This window comes from Pseudomonas segetis (assembly GCF_900188155.1).
In the GTDB taxonomy this organism is placed as follows: Bacteria; Pseudomonadota; Gammaproteobacteria; order Pseudomonadales; family Pseudomonadaceae; genus Aquipseudomonas; species Aquipseudomonas segetis.
In genome coordinates, this window is sequence record NZ_FZOG01000004.1 from 308340 (window position 1) to 323116 (window position 14777).

General features: G+C 56.3%; 13 protein-coding genes. 6 read left to right on the top strand and 7 right to left on the bottom strand.

Annotation, left to right across the window (positions count from 1 at the left end; translation table 11 throughout):
• Positions 1 to 3: 3 nt before the first annotated feature.
• Complete coding sequence (locus tag CHB79_RS15345) at positions 4 to 939, bottom strand: FecR family protein (RefSeq protein WP_089360555.1); 936 nt, start codon at positions 937 to 939, stop codon at positions 4 to 6.
• A 192-nt stretch (positions 940 to 1131) separates the two neighbouring features.
• Entirely contained in the window at positions 1132 to 1833 is a 702-nt protein-coding gene (gene aqpZ / locus CHB79_RS15350; RefSeq protein ID WP_089360556.1) for an aquaporin Z, read from the bottom strand.
• An 840-nt stretch (positions 1834 to 2673) separates the two neighbouring features.
• Between aqpZ and CHB79_RS15355 the strand changes: the two genes are divergently transcribed.
• Positions 2674 to 3387: a response regulator transcription factor gene (locus CHB79_RS15355; protein WP_010487188.1), complete on the top strand. Its 714-nt coding sequence runs from the start codon at positions 2674 to 2676 to the stop codon at positions 3385 to 3387.
• A 466-nt stretch (positions 3388 to 3853) separates the two neighbouring features.
• Here CHB79_RS15355 and CHB79_RS15360 read toward each other — a convergent pair whose 3' ends face one another.
• Positions 3854 to 4861: an AraC family transcriptional regulator gene (locus CHB79_RS15360; RefSeq protein ID WP_176443205.1), complete on the bottom strand. Its 1008-nt coding sequence runs from the start codon at positions 4859 to 4861 to the stop codon at positions 3854 to 3856.
• A gap of 142 nt (positions 4862 to 5003) precedes the next feature.
• Between CHB79_RS15360 and CHB79_RS15365 the strand changes: the two genes are divergently transcribed.
• The 4 genes from CHB79_RS15365 to CHB79_RS15380 all read left to right on the top strand — a co-directional run bounded on the left by CHB79_RS15365 (position 5004) and on the right by CHB79_RS15380 (position 8703).
• Positions 5004 to 5492 (top strand): cupin domain-containing protein, encoded by a 489-nt coding sequence (locus CHB79_RS15365; protein ID WP_029529513.1) that lies wholly within the window; start codon positions 5004 to 5006, stop codon positions 5490 to 5492.
• A 71-nt stretch (positions 5493 to 5563) separates the two neighbouring features.
• Positions 5564 to 6334, top strand: coding sequence for an SDR family oxidoreductase (locus CHB79_RS15370; protein WP_029529512.1), 771 nt, complete (start codon positions 5564 to 5566; stop codon positions 6332 to 6334).
• A gap of 37 nt (positions 6335 to 6371) precedes the next feature.
• Positions 6372 to 7154: a crotonase/enoyl-CoA hydratase family protein gene (locus tag CHB79_RS15375; RefSeq protein WP_089360614.1), complete on the top strand. Its 783-nt coding sequence runs from the start codon at positions 6372 to 6374 to the stop codon at positions 7152 to 7154.
• A gap of 25 nt (positions 7155 to 7179) precedes the next feature.
• Positions 7180 to 8703 (top strand): class I adenylate-forming enzyme family protein, encoded by a 1524-nt coding sequence (locus CHB79_RS15380; protein WP_089360558.1) that lies wholly within the window; start codon positions 7180 to 7182, stop codon positions 8701 to 8703.
• A 203-nt stretch (positions 8704 to 8906) separates the two neighbouring features.
• On the opposite strand, the gene CHB79_RS15385 is transcribed toward CHB79_RS15380, so the two are convergent.
• Complete coding sequence (locus tag CHB79_RS15385) at positions 8907 to 9695, bottom strand: aldolase (RefSeq protein ID WP_089360559.1); 789 nt, start codon at positions 9693 to 9695, stop codon at positions 8907 to 8909.
• Complete coding sequence (locus tag CHB79_RS15390; RefSeq protein ID WP_010487109.1) at positions 9692 to 10417, bottom strand: haloacid dehalogenase type II; 726 nt, start codon at positions 10415 to 10417, stop codon at positions 9692 to 9694. The genes CHB79_RS15385 and CHB79_RS15390 overlap by 4 nt, the downstream gene beginning before the upstream one ends.
• 108 nt (positions 10418 to 10525) lie before the next feature.
• On the opposite strand from CHB79_RS15390, the gene CHB79_RS15395 reads away from it, so the two are divergent.
• Positions 10526 to 11380, top strand: a complete 855-nt coding sequence (locus CHB79_RS15395; protein WP_089360560.1) for a LysR substrate-binding domain-containing protein — start codon at positions 10526 to 10528, stop codon at positions 11378 to 11380.
• 50 nt (positions 11381 to 11430) lie between these two features.
• On the opposite strand, the gene CHB79_RS15400 is transcribed toward CHB79_RS15395, so the two are convergent.
• Complete coding sequence (locus tag CHB79_RS15400; protein WP_010487106.1) at positions 11431 to 12123, bottom strand: response regulator; 693 nt, start codon at positions 12121 to 12123, stop codon at positions 11431 to 11433.
• Positions 12120 to 14774 carry a sensor histidine kinase gene (locus CHB79_RS15405; protein WP_089360561.1) on the bottom strand — a complete coding sequence of 885 codons (2655 nt, stop codon included), beginning with the start codon at positions 14772 to 14774 and terminating at the stop codon, positions 12120 to 12122. The genes CHB79_RS15400 and CHB79_RS15405 overlap by 4 nt, the downstream gene beginning before the upstream one ends.
• Positions 14775 to 14777 lie beyond the last annotated feature (3 nt).

Here is a 14777-nt window from a genome sequence, read left to right on the forward strand (position 1 = left end):
TTCTCAGTACTTACTTGCAACAGGCAGGAAGTGCATCACGTGATAGATTGAAGCCATTCCTTCAAGGCCCAACTCATCAAATGCAGTTATGCGCATGTAGTACAAAGGGGAATCGAGTCCGGTGAAACTGATCTGGGTTGAACTTGAGAACTGTTCGCGCCTGATCCGCAAAAATGTTGGATCACTGGCAACCTGCACCCGATAGCGTTTGGCTCCAGCGAGCGGCTTGATCAATACAGTCCATTCGCCCTGCGCCCCTGCACTACCCTGCTGGCCAAGCAACTCAGGCCCAGGTAATAAGTCGACCGCTTTCAAGGTGCCAACAGGGGCTACACGCATGCCTTGCCTGGCGTTGATCAAACTCGGCTCATCAAGCCCATCGCCACGCTCAGCGGCAAGGCGACCAGTGAGTACTTCAGTCAAGACGGCATCCTCACCCTCAACTTGCCGTGCACGAAAATGCGTACCGCGCACACCCAGAACCCCGACAGGCGTAAGTATTTGAAAGTGTTCTACCTGAGGATCACGCTTGTGCACGTAGGACTCTACCTGCCCTTGCAGCAGCTTGACCTGCATGACTTTCTTGTCAGACAAGAGCACAACACGGCTTTGTGAAGGCAACACAATACGAGAGTCATCACCGAGCCTCAGTGCAATAAATGCATTGCTACCGGTGCGAATGCCCTGCTCCCGCTCGACCGCCATACCTTCAACCAGAGGGGTCTCCCTACCACGCTTGTCGACCAGCCAAGCCTCACCTTCAAGAGATTCGACTACCGCAGGCAAAGGCTCCGGGATATCGGCCAAGGCAAGGTTTGCAGCAAGCCCATCCGTCCCAGGACGCAACTGATCAGCGTATAACCCGGTGCTGCCAAACAGGCAAATGACTGCCATGCCCAGCACCAGGGCAGCAATGGCATTGCATGGCATGCGCTTCATGAATAGACCGGCACACGCGATAAAAATGCACGAACTGTTGAATGAGCCACTTGATACCTCCCTGTGATCGATAGCCAGCCTGCGCAATTCAAGCAGAAAACCGGGCCGGCCGCTGCCTGACAGCTAAAAGCCTCTAAACAAAAACAAGGATACCCATCTCTGGATACCCTTGTTGGGTAAAACGCCTAAAAGTCAGCCGTCCTGCTTTGACCCAATCATGCGATAGATGCCTGCCCCCAATACAGCCCCGAGCAAAGGAGCAAGCCAGAACAACCAAAGCTGGGCAATAGCCCAGTCACCTGCAAAGAGGGCAACAGCCGTGCTGCGTGCAGGGTTAACCGAAGTGTTGGTCACTGGAATACTGATCATATGGATTAACGCCAACGCCAAGCCGATCGCAATAGGCGCAAACCCCTTTGGCGCCCGTGTCGATGTTGCACCCAGAATGACCACTATAAACATCATGGTCATCACCACCTCCGTCAGGAAGGCTCCAGCCATCGAATAACCTGCGGGGGAATGTTCAGCATAGCCGTTGGCTGCAAAACCGGAGGCGGCCAGATCAAACCCGGGCTTGGCATCGGCAATAAAATACAAAACAGTGGCTGCGGCAATGCCGCCAATCAGTTGCGCAATAACGTAGGGCAGCAACTGCCTGCCCGGGAAACGACCTCCTACCCATAACCCGAGGGTTACAGCGGGGTTTAGATGGCAACCCGAGATATGCCCAATTGCAAACGCCATGGTCAACACACTCAGGCCAAACGCCAGTGCCACACCCAGATAGCCTATATCCGAACCCGCCAATACCGCACTGCCGCAGCCGGCCAAAACCAGCCAGAAGGTACCAAATACCTCTGCCGTACATTGCTTAAAAGCCGTGTTACCACTCATGCCTGCTTCCTTACGAACATGTCCCAAAGTTATGCGAACGAGCCGTTCGCATAAGCAATATCAATGGGAGATTAGTTAACTCAAAATAATCGATGGGAAGCACGTCCTTGTGCTATTTACCAAGCGCGGTAGTGATAGCTCACTCTTGCCGGTCAACATGCAACCGCCACGCGCTCTACATCTTCCCTGAGGCATCCATGCCCTGTAGCAATCCATGCTACAGCTCACGACCATCCGAGCACGCTCGGCAGCCAACGAGAATGTTGCTCCTGGTTGGGTCCGTCCAACCTCGACCCGCTCCTGCTGGAACCTGTACACAGGTCACAAGGTTCCTTATACCAATGAAAGCCACGTACCTAGATCACAATCAGCCAATCCTATCCGTGGTCAGCTAGATGCACAGGTCGTTGCTTAGCAACCCCTTTAAACGGTGGCTAAACTGGCCTTCATTCGCGGCTTCCATGCCGCTTGCTTCGATTCATTGCGCAATCCTTGAGCAATAGATCGAACCTCTTCACTGCCTGAGTGATCAGAACAGTTAATTACAAATACTCAGCACAACCCAAAACCTGAAAGGATGGATGGAAAGACCAGCATCCATAGCAGCATGGTTAATTGCGCGCCTACAGCAACGCAGGCTACATCAGGCAATTCTTGCTACCTTGCCTTGGATCATCAAAAGTGCTTGTATGCGATTTTTATGTGGCGTAAATCTAGCAAGCAGTGATGCTGCTTTTTGGCAAATCTCATATTTGTTCAGATTTCGCCTCACCCCCGCATCCGAGCAACAACCTTACTCATTAAACCCGCTCGTTAAGTTGATACGGATCATCCCAAGCTATGCGTGTAGCAATACTGGACGACGAACAAACCGAGGTAGACCGCATCACTCAGACTCTGCAGAACATTGCAAAGCGCAGTGAGGTGCCTTGGAGTTTGCACGGTTTTAGCCGCGGCGAAGAGTTGCTCAGACAATTGAAGCGCGAAACATTCGACCTGCTGATTCTTGACTGGCAGCTGCCGGACGTAAGTGGACTGACAGTCTTGCGCTGGAGCCGCAAACATCTTGAGAAGCAGCCTCCGGTCATCATGTTGACCAGCCGCAATGGTGAGCAGGATGTTGTGCTGGCATTAAACGAAGGCGCCGATGACTACATCAACAAACCCTTCCGTAGCCAGGAATTGCAAGCGCGGGTTCTGGCCGTGTTGCGCCGCCAAGGCAACGTCGTACAAAACAAAAGCCCTTCGCTCAAGGTCTACGACCTGCTGTTTGATGACACCGAGCAGCAGGTCAAGCGTAACGACATGCCCGTCAACCTGACCGAGCGAGAGTACAGCTTGGCGAAATGCTTGATCAGTAATATCGACCGGCCACTTTCACGCGAATACCTCTATGAGCGTTTCTGGCCCCGCGAGGAAGTCCACTCGTCACGTCCGCTTGATACACACATTTACCGCCTGCGCAGCAAACTCGGACTCACCCCGGAAAACGGCTGGAAACTGGCAACCATCTACGGTTACGGCTATCGCCTGGAGCGAATTGCCAGCGATTAATTCTGCCTGGATCAATACACTGAAACAGTTATGGCTGGCAGCTTCGCCTGGGTCTTGCTAAAGTCTCGGCCCGCTCGCCTCTGACGACAGAGTGCACGCCCCCATTTGGCAGTTACGACTCACCATAAATGAGTCGCGACCGCCCCCTAAAGCCGGCCACAAGCCGGCTTTTTAATGCCTGAAGCTAGGCAGATGGGGCCTCATTCGCCCATTAGTCAACCGTCCCCGCTCTCCTGCTCGGAACTAGGGTGCTTGAGCTACTCACAAAATCGACTTAATAACCCTGAGCGTGTGTCGCTCAGCGCTTCTGGGCCAGAGTATTGCGGCTAGGCACAGGACAGCGGAATCAGCCCGACATTGTGATTCGAGGCCGTGCTCGCCAATGGTGGAGTATCTGAGTCGATGGCTGAAACAGTGACATACCAGGTCACGAAGACAGAAGGTGAGAAAAGTGAATCACCCTGCTCTAGTCCTTACGTAGTCCACGCGGCGACTCTCCAAACCAGCGACGGCAGGCACGATTAAAGGAGCTTTGCTCACGGTAGCCAAGCAGACCCGCTACTTGGGCCATGCTCATATCTGCGCGTTTCAGGTAACTTTGCGCCAGCTCCTGGCGCACCTCATCGACCAGTTCTTCAAAGAAAACCCGCTCAACTTTCAGCCGGCGTTGCAAAGTGCGCTCTCCCATGCCGAGATGTCGCGCTACCAAGCTAAGGGTACAACGCCGTTGCAAGGGCAGAAGCTGCTGGATTAGCTGGCGCACCTTGCTAACCAGTGTATGACTGACTTCGGCCAGTGCATTAGCGACAAACGCCTCCATCGTTTTGCACATCAGCGGATCACTCACATCAATCGGTCTGAGCAGATCTGCACTTCTGATCTCCATGCTGTTACTCGATGCCTCGAAATACACGGGGCAACCGAAATAGACACGGTAGTGACTTACCGGCAACAAGGGTGTGTGCTGGAAGCTCACACTAAGAGGCTTGAAATTGCGACCACTCAATAACCGCATGACTTGCATGGCAAACCCGAGTGACAACTCAATAGTTTGTCGCTGCTGAGTAACTTGGGTCAAGGCAATAGAAAAGAACAACTCGGGGCGTTCGCACAGCGTCGGATCCTCAATCTTCACTACCGCTGCCGGGCTATGGTAGGCCATGTATCGAGCAATTCGCTGCAAGCCATCGAGAGCGGTCTCCGAAAACTGCGCGATAAGCGCCAATGGCCCGAGAACGCCAACACTCTGCTGCTGGGCCATGCGTAAGCCAAAATCAGGACAATCAAGATCTTGGCTGACCCTCTCCAATGTCTGAACGAACCCAGCATAGGACATGAACTGCTTGGGATCACTGATCAGCGTCTCGCTCACATTCAGTTGCGCCAGATAAGGCGCAGGATCCCGCCCCAGCTCACGCACCAGATCGGGAAAGGCCGTCAGAGAGCTACCTCTGATGAGCACATTTTCAACCATATCAATGTACCGTTGCAGTGACTGTTGCTCTAGCATACAGGCCGGTCTGAAAAGATAAAAATACGTCATATGAAGTAAAAATTGCCAGCACTACTACCGGCCATACTGGATTCCGAAATCTACAACAATAATGGAACCCATCATGTCCAATGCTGTATCTGTACTCCAGCAACCCTCAGATTGGCTGCCGCTCAACCTGCCTGGTGCAAAGGGTGTCAGCATCAAAGTGTACAAAGCCGACCCGGTTCTCAATCGAGTCATCGTTCGTGCCCGCTTCGAGGCCAACTCGCAAATGCCTCGTCATCTGCATCACTGCTATGCGGTAGCGGTAACTCTCAGCGGTAGCTGGGACTATGATGATGGACACTTCGAAGCAGGTGAAATCGCCTACGAAGACATCGGCAACGACCATGTAGCCTATAGCGAGGCAGGGTCGGACATGATCATCACCTTCGACAGCCCAAGCGGCCAATTCATCGACAACTTCCTCGAAGACGGAACGATTTTCCACTTGGGCATGCGCTTCTTCCAAGCCGTTGAAGGGATAAGCCTGGGCGCCTACGAGCAACTCGACCTTGCCTCGCTGATCGACATCCTGCCTGCGGCCCGCCCGGCGATCCGCGCTGCCTGATCCCTACGACCCAACCATCATTCAGGCGGACCTGATGCCTCTGCTGGCACACGCCTGTGCAAGGGAAAACGATGAGACTGAATAACAAAGTAGTGCTGGTCACAGGTGGCGCATCCGGAATGGGACAGGCCTTCGTAAGGCGCCTAGACCAGGAAGGTGCTGTCGTTTATTTCACCGACATCAACGAAGTCGCTGGCAAGGCGCTCGAAAGCGAAATCAATAATGACGGCGGCCATGTATTTTTCCTCCCCCAAGATGTCAGTAATGAGTCTGATTGGCACATGGTGCTAGACACTATACGAAGCCATGAAAAACGACTTGATGTGCTGATCAATAATGCCGGCATGATCATTCCAGGCAATATCGAGGAATGTTCCTTGGAACAATTCCAGCTCCATCTCGATGTGAACCTTAAAAGTGCCTTCCTAGGTTGCAAGTTATCGCTCCCGCTGATGCAGCAACACGGTGGCTCGATCATAAACATGTCGTCGATCACTGCTATCGTCGGCGAGCAGGACGCCATTGGCTACTCGGCCTCGAAGGCCGGCGTGCGGTTTCTTTCCAAGTCGGTTGCCCTGCATTGCGCCGAAAAGGGATATGCCATTCGCGTCAACAGCCTGCACCCAGGCTATATCTCCACGCCTCTGGTCACGGGCGTGATGTCCAAACTTGATGCCGACCGTCAGGCTGCGGTGCATCAGCGCCTGATGCAGGAGTTGCCGGTCAAGCGTTTCGCCGACCCTGACGAGGTTTCCGGCACAGTGGTGTTCTTGTCCAGCGATGACTCGAAGTACATCACCGGCACCGAAATCATCATCGATGGTGGCTTCAGTTGCCACTGAAACCACCCGCATTCAGTCTTTCAGCGGAAGCCAGCGTATGAATCAACCTTCAGTACTCATCGAGATGGACGGAAACGTCTGCATCATCACTCTCAATCGTCCAGAGAAACGCAACGCTGTAGATCGCGTGACTGCCAATGCATTGCGTGACGCATTCATTGCGTTTGAAGCGAATGAGCATCTGCATGTAGCAGTGCTGGCTGGCAGTGGCGACAATTTTTGCGCAGGCGCAGACCTATCTGCGATGGGAGATCCAACATTGCGCAATGAGGTTGAGCCAAGTGGTACCGGCCCGGGCCCCATGGGGCCGAGCCGCATGCTGCTTAGTAAACCGGTGATCGCCGCCGTCAGCGGCTATGCAGTGGCGGGCGGATTGGAGCTAGCGTTGTTGTGCGACCTGCGGGTAGCGGAGAAGTCAGCGGTATTCGGTGTGTTTTGCCGTCGGTGGGGCGTACCGCTGATCGACGGTGGGACTGTACGTCTTCCGCGTATCGTCGGACAAGGGCGAGCCTTGGACATGATGCTCACCGGGCGCCCGGTACATGCCGAGGAGGCGTTGGAAATTGGGCTGGTTAATCGCGTTATGGAGGACGGCCAGGCCCTTGCCGCATCCCTGAAACTGGCAAAGGAGATTGCGGCCTTCCCCCAACAGTGCTTACGTGCTGACCGCCAATCGGCCTATCTACAGTGGGACAACGAGTTGGCGCAAGCGCTAATCAATGAAGGAGCTGGCGGTTACCCGATCGTCTTCTCCGAAGCAATCGAAGGGGCCGAACACTTCGTCAAGGGCTCAGGCCGACATGGCCGTTTTGACGGCTAATGCTCCAGTCACAGGAAGCGTCGATATGACAACAACTTATCTAGAACTTATTCACCGTGGCGCTATGGCCCACGGCCCACGTACCGCAGTGGTATTCGAAGACCAGTCACTTACCTTTGATCAGGTCCAGACCCTGAGTAACCAGCTGGCCCACACCCTGATCGAGCAGGGTGTGACACGGGGTGAGCGGGTTGCAGTTTTGCTAAACAATGGCCTGCACAGTGTCCCTGTCGACTTCGCGCTGGTTAAGTGCGGGGCTAATCGAGTCCCCCTCAACTCCCGGCTGTCACTGGCTGAACACCGTCGGATGCTGGAAGAAACGCAGTGCAACTACCTCGTCTACGGTGCCGACCTGGCTGAACGCGCCCGGGAGCTGAGTGGCGAACTACCCGAATTGATCTGCCATGGCCTGGGCGACGCCAGCAGCAGTGGCATCGACTTGTTGCACGCAGCAGCTAAAGCCAGTGCTAATGCCCCAAAGGTCGAGGTCAGCGACGACGACGTAGTGCTGACCCTTTTTACCTCCGGCACTACCGGCACACTGAAGGCCGCACAGCATACTCAAGCCTCCTATGCAGGTATCTGCAAGAACGTACTGCTTAACCTGATCGCAGTCGAGCAGGATGATGCCATGCTGCATGCGGCATCCTTGATTCACGCCAGCGGTGTGTTTGTCTTGCCATTCTGGTCGCGCGGTGCACGCACCGTAATCATGCGTGGTTTTGATCCTGACCAGTTCCTGCAACTGATCGAACACCATGCCATTACAGCGATCAACCTGGTGCCAACAATGCTGCAGATGCTGATGGCCTCCCCAGGCTTCGCCAGTACTGATATCAGGCATCTTCGCCAAGTAATCTACGGTGCCTCGCCGATGCCGCGTCCCGTGATCGACAAGGCCATGGAGCTGTGGGGGCGCGAACGCTTTTGGCAGTATTACGGGCAGACAGAATGTCCATTGGCTGTGGCTGTTCTACGCCCGGAGGATCATAAAGGTGAGCTACTCGGTTCCTGTGGCCGGCCTTCGATTGATGTAGAGATCCGCCTGGTCGATGAGCAAGGCAACGATGTCGCACCCGGCGAGCCCGGAGAGATTGCCGTGCGCTCGCCATCTCGCATGCTCGGTTACTTCAACGCCCCGGATTTGAACCAGAGCATGTTCCTCGATGACGGCTGGCTCCGCACTCGCGACATCGCCTGCTTTGATGCACGTGGTTTCCTGCACATCAAGGATCGCACCTCGGACATGATCATCACCGGTGGCTATAACGTCTATCCCCGTGAAATCGAAGACGTGCTCATGGCCCATCCAGCCATAGCCGAGTGTGCGGTCGTTGGCCTGAAAGACGAAAAATGGGTGGAATCCGTTACTGCCGTCGTAGCCCTGCATCCCGGAGCAGAAGTCGATGAGCAGCAGTTGATTAGCTTCGTTGCCAGCCAGGTTGCCTCCTACAAGAAACCCCACCGGGTTCTGTTTATGGAGCAAATTCCCAAAACGACCGTCGGCAAGCTCAACCGCAAAGCGTTACGAGACACTCTGAACGCTTGAAGCAACCTCGCCTTGCAGTGTTGGCTGTGAGGCGAATCATAACCAGGAAGGAAATTAGCACTCCAGAGGGTGCATCCAATGTTATGCCCGGCCAAAGATGACCCGCCCCTCCTGATCATTTGCACAACCGCCCGACAACCACCGAGCATCGTATTGAGCCCCATCGAATACACCGGATCGGTTTTCGGCCAGGCGGATGCGCCTCAAAGATCGCTGAAGCCGGGCTGCAGCAAGTTCAACTGGCGTATGACACTGTCGAGGTGTGCCCGTGCGTTGTGCGCCTCGCCGATACGCATCTGCGCGGCTGTCTTTTCAGCTATTTCAGGCGCAACCGGCTGTAGGGGCACGCCCGTGCTCATGGCGCGAATCTGTACCTCGGCTGCGCGCTCTAAATAGTAGAGATCGTCCCACGCCAGGGACAGGTCAGCGCCCGTGACCATGACGCCATGGCTCTTCATGAACAGCACCTGCGCATTACCCATCGCAGCGGCAATCCGCTGCCCTTCGCACACATCCAGCGCCAAGCCATTGAAACCATCGTCCACCGCGACCCTGCCGTAGAACTTGAGCGCTGTTTGTCCCGCCCAGCGCAAGGGCTCGCCCTCAAGCATGGCCAATGCAGTGGCGTTTGGCATATGCGTATGCAACACCGCCACCGCCTTTGGCTGCAGGCGATGGACTTGCGCATGGATAAAAAAAGCTGTGGTTTCCGGCACACCGCTGCCGCACACCACCTGACCGTTGAAATCACAAATCAACAGGCTGGAAGGCGTGATTTCAGCGAAGGCCAGGCCAAATGGATTGACCATAAACAAGTCATCATGACCCGGCACCAGCACCGAAAAGTGATTGCAAATACCTTCAGCCAATCCCAAATGAGCAGCCATGCGCAAGCAGGCGGCCAGGTCGACACGCACTGCGTGGATTTGCGGGATGTCGAAGTCGATATGTTGCCAGGCATGGGCGGTGCTTATATTCGATAGCGAGTTCATTGTGTTACTCCTTGATCACGGGTCCAGCCAAGGCTTGCAAAGAGCTGGCGCAGGCCATCCAGCCTTGGCAATACCGCATCGGGCTGGTAGTCGGCCGGTGCCACACGCTGGGTGCCACGGTCAATCCAGATACAGTGAAAGCCCATGTCACGCGCGGCAACGAGATCGAGATGCGGGCTGGCGCAGATATGCAGCACCTGCGAGCGTTGCACGCCGAGGCTGGCATGGGCGAAGTCGAACAATCGCGGATCAGGCTTATAGGCCTGGGCCTGTTGCGCCGTGATCACCCGGTCGACATGCCCAGCCAACTGCGCCACGTTGCCAGCAATAATGTCGTCGTCGGTGTTGGACACGATACACAGCTTGAAACCCTGCTGTTTGAGCCAGCCCAGCGTTTCGACCACTTCAGGAAATGGCGGCATGCGTCCGATACGGGCAACAAATGCTTCGCCATCATCCGGCTCGTAACTGGCGTCCAAATCGGCCAAAGTGCGGCGCAGCGCTTGCGCGGACACCTGGCGAAAGCTCATGTAGGCCGATTGCTGCTCCAGATCGTGCTCATAGTTATCGTAGACGCGAATGAAGTCCGCTTCACGGTGAGCAATTCCCTTTTGCCTGAGCAATTGGCGCACGTATTCAAGCAAGCCTTCATCCCATTGGATCAACGTGCCGTAGCAATCAAAGGTGAGCCATTGCGGTTTTGCGAAATGTTGAAGTGACATGACAAACAACCTCTTGAACAGTAAGAAGGCATCAATCGTCGCGCTGGCAGACTAAATTTGAAAATTAAATTATGATTAAAAAATAATTCACTAATCGAATTTATAACCATGCTTGATCTTGAGCTTCTCAAAACCTTCGTGAGCGTTGTCGATTCCGGTGGTTTCACCCGCGCCGGCGACCGTGTAAACCGCACGCAGTCAACCATCAGCCAGCAGATCAAAAAACTCGAAGAGCAGCTCGGCCGCCCACTGCTGATCAGGCATAGGGCCAGCAAGTCGATCCAGCTAACCGAAGACGGCGAGCGCCTGCTCAGCTACGCACGGCGCTTGGTCAGCCTGGCCATGGAAGCCAGCGATATGCTCAATTCCCAAGATATGCGCGGAGTGGCCAGCCTGGGCGTGCCCGAGGATTTTCCCCTGGATCGGCTGATCGAACTGCTGACAGGTTTTAACCAGCGCTTCCCGGACATCCGCCTGGACACGCGCAATGGCCTTAGCTGCGAGCTCAATGAACAACTGCAGCGTCGCGAACTGGACCTGGCGCTGATCAAGCGCAATATCGACCAGTCAGCGGCTATCGCGACCTGGTCGGAGCGACTTGAGTGGGTTGCAGGAGCACAGTGGCAACTGCAGCAACAGAGCATTGCCTTGGTGGTCTACGAACAGGGTTGCCTGTATCGCGAGCGCGCCATTCGCGCTCTTGAAGCCGCTGGCCAGCGCTGGCATATCGCGTTCTGCTCGCAAAGCCTGGCGAGCATACAGGCGGCCGTAAGCGCAAATATTGGCCTGAGCCTTTTGCCAAGCAGCGCAGTGAGGCCCGAGCATCGTATAGTCACCGATCAACTTGGCCTGGGCACACCGCCGCCGACGGAGCTGGCGTTGGTAGCCTCATCCAGGCTTCTCAGCAACATCCAGCAGTGCCTCGCCGATTATCTGGTTGAGCAGATGGCTGGCAATAGCTGAGACGTGGCTTTAAGCCGATCCATCGCGCTTGCAAGCGCGACGGATCCGACTCAATGCTCCAGCAATCTATAACCCACACCGGCCTCGGTGATGATAAAGCGCGGGGCGGCAGGATCATCCCCGAGCTTTTGCCGCAGATGGCCGATGACCACCCGCAGGTAATGGCTGTCATCAGCATGACTGGCGCCCCAAACATCCTTGAGCAGGTGCTGCTGGGTCACAACACGGCCAAGGTGTCGGGCAAGCACGGCCAACACCGCATACTCCTTACGGGTCAGTGCAACCTCCGATCCATCGAGCGTCACTCGACGATAAGCAAAGTCGACACTCAAGGGCCCGCTGTTGATCACGGCCGCGGCCAGTTCGCCGCTACCAGCCTGGCGCAGCAATACACGCACCCGCGCCAGGAACTCCTGAATACCAAATGGCTTGGTCATGTAATCGTTCGCGCCTGCATCCAGCGCTGTCACTTTATCGCCCTCTCCTGCGCGAACCGACAACACCAGCACCGGAACCTGTGACCACTCCCTTAGCTCGCGCAGCACCTGTTGACCGTCCATATCGGGCAAGCCGAGATCAAGCACCACCATATCCGGCTTACCCAATGCAGCCTGAGCCAGACCGTCGCTGCCATCAGCACTTTCGATCACCTTGTAGCCTTTGGCCACAAGGCTGATGCGCAAGAACTTGCGGATCTGCGCTTCATCATCGATGACTAAAACAGTCGGCTGATTACTGCTCATACAGACTCATCTTCCATAACAGGTTGTGGCGACAGCGGTATGTGCAGCGTCAGTGTTGCGCCACGCCCCTCAAGCCCTTCACTTACACTCACTCGCCCGCCGTGAGCCCCCAGCATACCCTGGCAAATTGCCAAACCTAAGCCGGTGCCCTGGCCGCCGCGATCCCCTCGGGCAGCGGTGTAGAACATGTCGAAAATTTTATCGCGTTCATGTTCAGGAATACCCGGCCCTTGATCACTGACAGCAATGCGTATTTCCTGACCATCAGCTTGCACAACCAAATGCAAGCGGCCCCCGGCTGGGGAAAAACGCGCCGCATTTTCCAGCACATTGATCAACGCCTGTTCGATCAGCGCGGCATGCACATAAAGCAGCGGCAGATCATCGCCCATCGACAGCTCGACCTTCAGCGGAGCGAGCACCAGACGTAAGCGCTGCAAGGCGCTGGAGACGATATCGCATGGCGCCACCCAATCGCGGGCCAGTTTAAGCGCACCATGGCCGAGGCGAGTCATATCGAGCAGGTTCTGGATGTAGCGATCAAGACGCTCGGCCTCATCACGGGTGCCTTCCAGTAGTTCATGTCGATCCGCAGCTGGAATTTGTTCGCCAAGCGTTAGCAAGCTGTCGATCGAGCCACGCATTGCGGTCAGCGGCGTGCGTAAATCGTGAGACACAGACGCCAACAAGGCACTGCGTAACTCTTCGGTCTGGCCATGCAGGCGCGCCGCCTCCAAGTCTTGCGCAAGCTGCGCACGGCTCAGTGCCTGTGCCAGGGGCTGGCCGAGCGCGGCAATCAAGCGGCGTTGCGCACTGGCCAGGGGCGCGCCATTTTTGGGGCTGATTCCGAGCAAGGCCAAGGGACCGTCTTCACCTTCCAGCGGCCACCACCACCAACGCCCGCCCGGCAAAGTATCGGTGCCCAGCCCGGCTGGCTGGCTGTGCTGCCAGGCCCAGTCGGCGGCGGCTCGCTCCTGATCTGTGAGCAGGCGCTGGCTACCGGCCTCGACCTTCCACACATCATCTTTACCCCGCGCCAACAGGCTGACATCCAACTCTTGCCACAATGAAAACTGCTGCATGGCAGCGCTGAGTATCGCCTGACGATCAGTGGCGGCCGTCAACTTGCTGGATAACTCAAGCAATGCGGTGGTCTGCGCCTGGGTTTCGCGCAGGGCCACCAATTGTTGACGCTGACGGCTTGCCAGGTTGCCCGTCAGTGCAGCCATCAGCAGGAAAAACAGCAAGGTCAAGACATCCTCTTGCCGGGCAATGCTCAAGGTCAGCGTCGGCGGAATAAATAAAAAGTTATACGCTAGGAACGAACAACCAGCGCAGGCCAGCGCTGGTCCCAAGCTGCTGCGCACGGCTACCACCAATACGGCCGCCAGGAACAGCAGCGAGATATTTGGCAGTTCAAGCACCTGTGACAATCCCAACGCGACAAGGGCTGCCAGAACGGCGGCAACCACGGCTTGCAGGTAGTCACGCCAGATCAACGGTCGGCTGACCCGACGCAAGCGCACGGTCCTTTCCGGCGCGCAATCCAGTGCAGAAATTTCCAGCCCCTGGCCTTTTAGCATCAAGCGCTCTGCCAGCCCGCGCCCAAACCAGCGCCGCCAAAAACCAGCACGGCTGCGACCGACCAGAATCAGGCTGGCCCGTCGCTCGCGCGCATGTTCAAGCAGGGTTTTCGCACACTCGCCGCCTCGCAAGCCGACAACTTCCCCACCCAAGCGCTCGGCCAATTGCTGCGCAGCCTGCAACAAGGCCAAACGCTGCTCGTTACGAGGCTTGCCGGTATCGACATGCACCACCGACCAGGGTAGATGCCGCCGCTCGGCGACCCGACAGGCATGGCGCACCAAAGGCTCGGCCTGAGCATCGCCGTCGATTCCCACCAACAACCGCCCGCGCAAGGCCGGTGCGTCCAGGCCTTGCAGCCGGTAACGCCGAGTCAGCTCGGCATCGACCCGCGCCGCCGCCGTTTGCATGGCCAATTCGCGCAAGGCTGTAAGGTTGGTCTGGCTGAAAAAGGCATCTATCGCGGCGCGCGCTTGCTCAGGCACATAGACCTTGCCCTCGCGCAAGCGCTCGAGCAGCTCGCGAGTGGGCAGGTCGATCAGCAGAATTTCATCGGCTTCCTGCAGCACCCAGTCAGGCAAGGTTTCGCGCACCTGGATACCGGTGATATCGCGCACGCGATCATTGAGTGATTCCAGATGCTGGACATTGACCGTGGTGTACACATCAATGCCCGCATCGAGCAATTCCTGCACGTCCTGCCAACGCTTGTTGTGACGACTGCCGGGGGCATTGCTATGGGCCAGCTCATCAACCAATACCAGTGTGGGCGGCTGCGCGAGAATGGCGTCCAGATCCATCTCGCGCATCACGACACCACGGTATTCCAACTTGCGCTGGGCCTGTTGCGGCAAGCCAACCAGCATCGCCTCGGTTTCAGCGCGACCATGGGTTTCGGCAACTGCCACCCGCACATCAGTGCCCATGCGCTGCTGGGTCTGAGCAGCCTGGAGCATGGAATAGGTCTTGCCGACGCCCGGTGCGGCGCCTAAAAAAACCTTGAGCCGACCGCGCGTGCCTTTGGGTAAATCAGCCAGCAGGGCGTCAGCTTGGGTTGCATCACTCATAGC

What these genes read in the sequence shown, in the direction of transcription:
- CHB79_RS15405 (WP_089360561.1), bottom strand. Translation starts at nt 14,774, where the DNA reads ATGAGTGATGCAACCCAAGCTGACGCCCTGCTGGCTGATTTACCCAAA.
- CHB79_RS15390 (WP_010487109.1), bottom strand. Translation starts at nt 10,417, where the DNA reads ATGTCACTTCAACATTTCGCAAAACCGCAATGGCTCACCTTTGATTGC.
- CHB79_RS15375 (WP_089360614.1), top strand. Translation starts at nt 6,372, where the DNA reads ATGAATCAACCTTCAGTACTCATCGAGATGGACGGAAACGTCTGCATC.
- CHB79_RS15395 (WP_089360560.1), top strand. Translation starts at nt 10,526, where the DNA reads ATGCTTGATCTTGAGCTTCTCAAAACCTTCGTGAGCGTTGTCGATTCC.
- CHB79_RS15360 (WP_176443205.1), bottom strand. Translation starts at nt 4,861, where the DNA reads ATGGTTGAAAATGTGCTCATCAGAGGTAGCTCTCTGACGGCCTTTCCC.
- aqpZ (WP_089360556.1), bottom strand. Translation starts at nt 1,833, where the DNA reads ATGAGTGGTAACACGGCTTTTAAGCAATGTACGGCAGAGGTATTTGGT.
- CHB79_RS15365 (WP_029529513.1), top strand. Translation starts at nt 5,004, where the DNA reads ATGTCCAATGCTGTATCTGTACTCCAGCAACCCTCAGATTGGCTGCCG.
- CHB79_RS15380 (WP_089360558.1), top strand. Translation starts at nt 7,180, where the DNA reads ATGACAACAACTTATCTAGAACTTATTCACCGTGGCGCTATGGCCCAC.
- CHB79_RS15385 (WP_089360559.1), bottom strand. Translation starts at nt 9,695, where the DNA reads ATGAACTCGCTATCGAATATAAGCACCGCCCATGCCTGGCAACATATC.
- CHB79_RS15345 (WP_089360555.1), bottom strand. Translation starts at nt 939, where the DNA reads ATGAAGCGCATGCCATGCAATGCCATTGCTGCCCTGGTGCTGGGCATG.
- CHB79_RS15400 (WP_010487106.1), bottom strand. Translation starts at nt 12,123, where the DNA reads ATGAGCAGTAATCAGCCGACTGTTTTAGTCATCGATGATGAAGCGCAG.
- CHB79_RS15370 (WP_029529512.1), top strand. Translation starts at nt 5,564, where the DNA reads ATGAGACTGAATAACAAAGTAGTGCTGGTCACAGGTGGCGCATCCGGA.
- CHB79_RS15355 (WP_010487188.1), top strand. Translation starts at nt 2,674, where the DNA reads ATGCGTGTAGCAATACTGGACGACGAACAAACCGAGGTAGACCGCATC.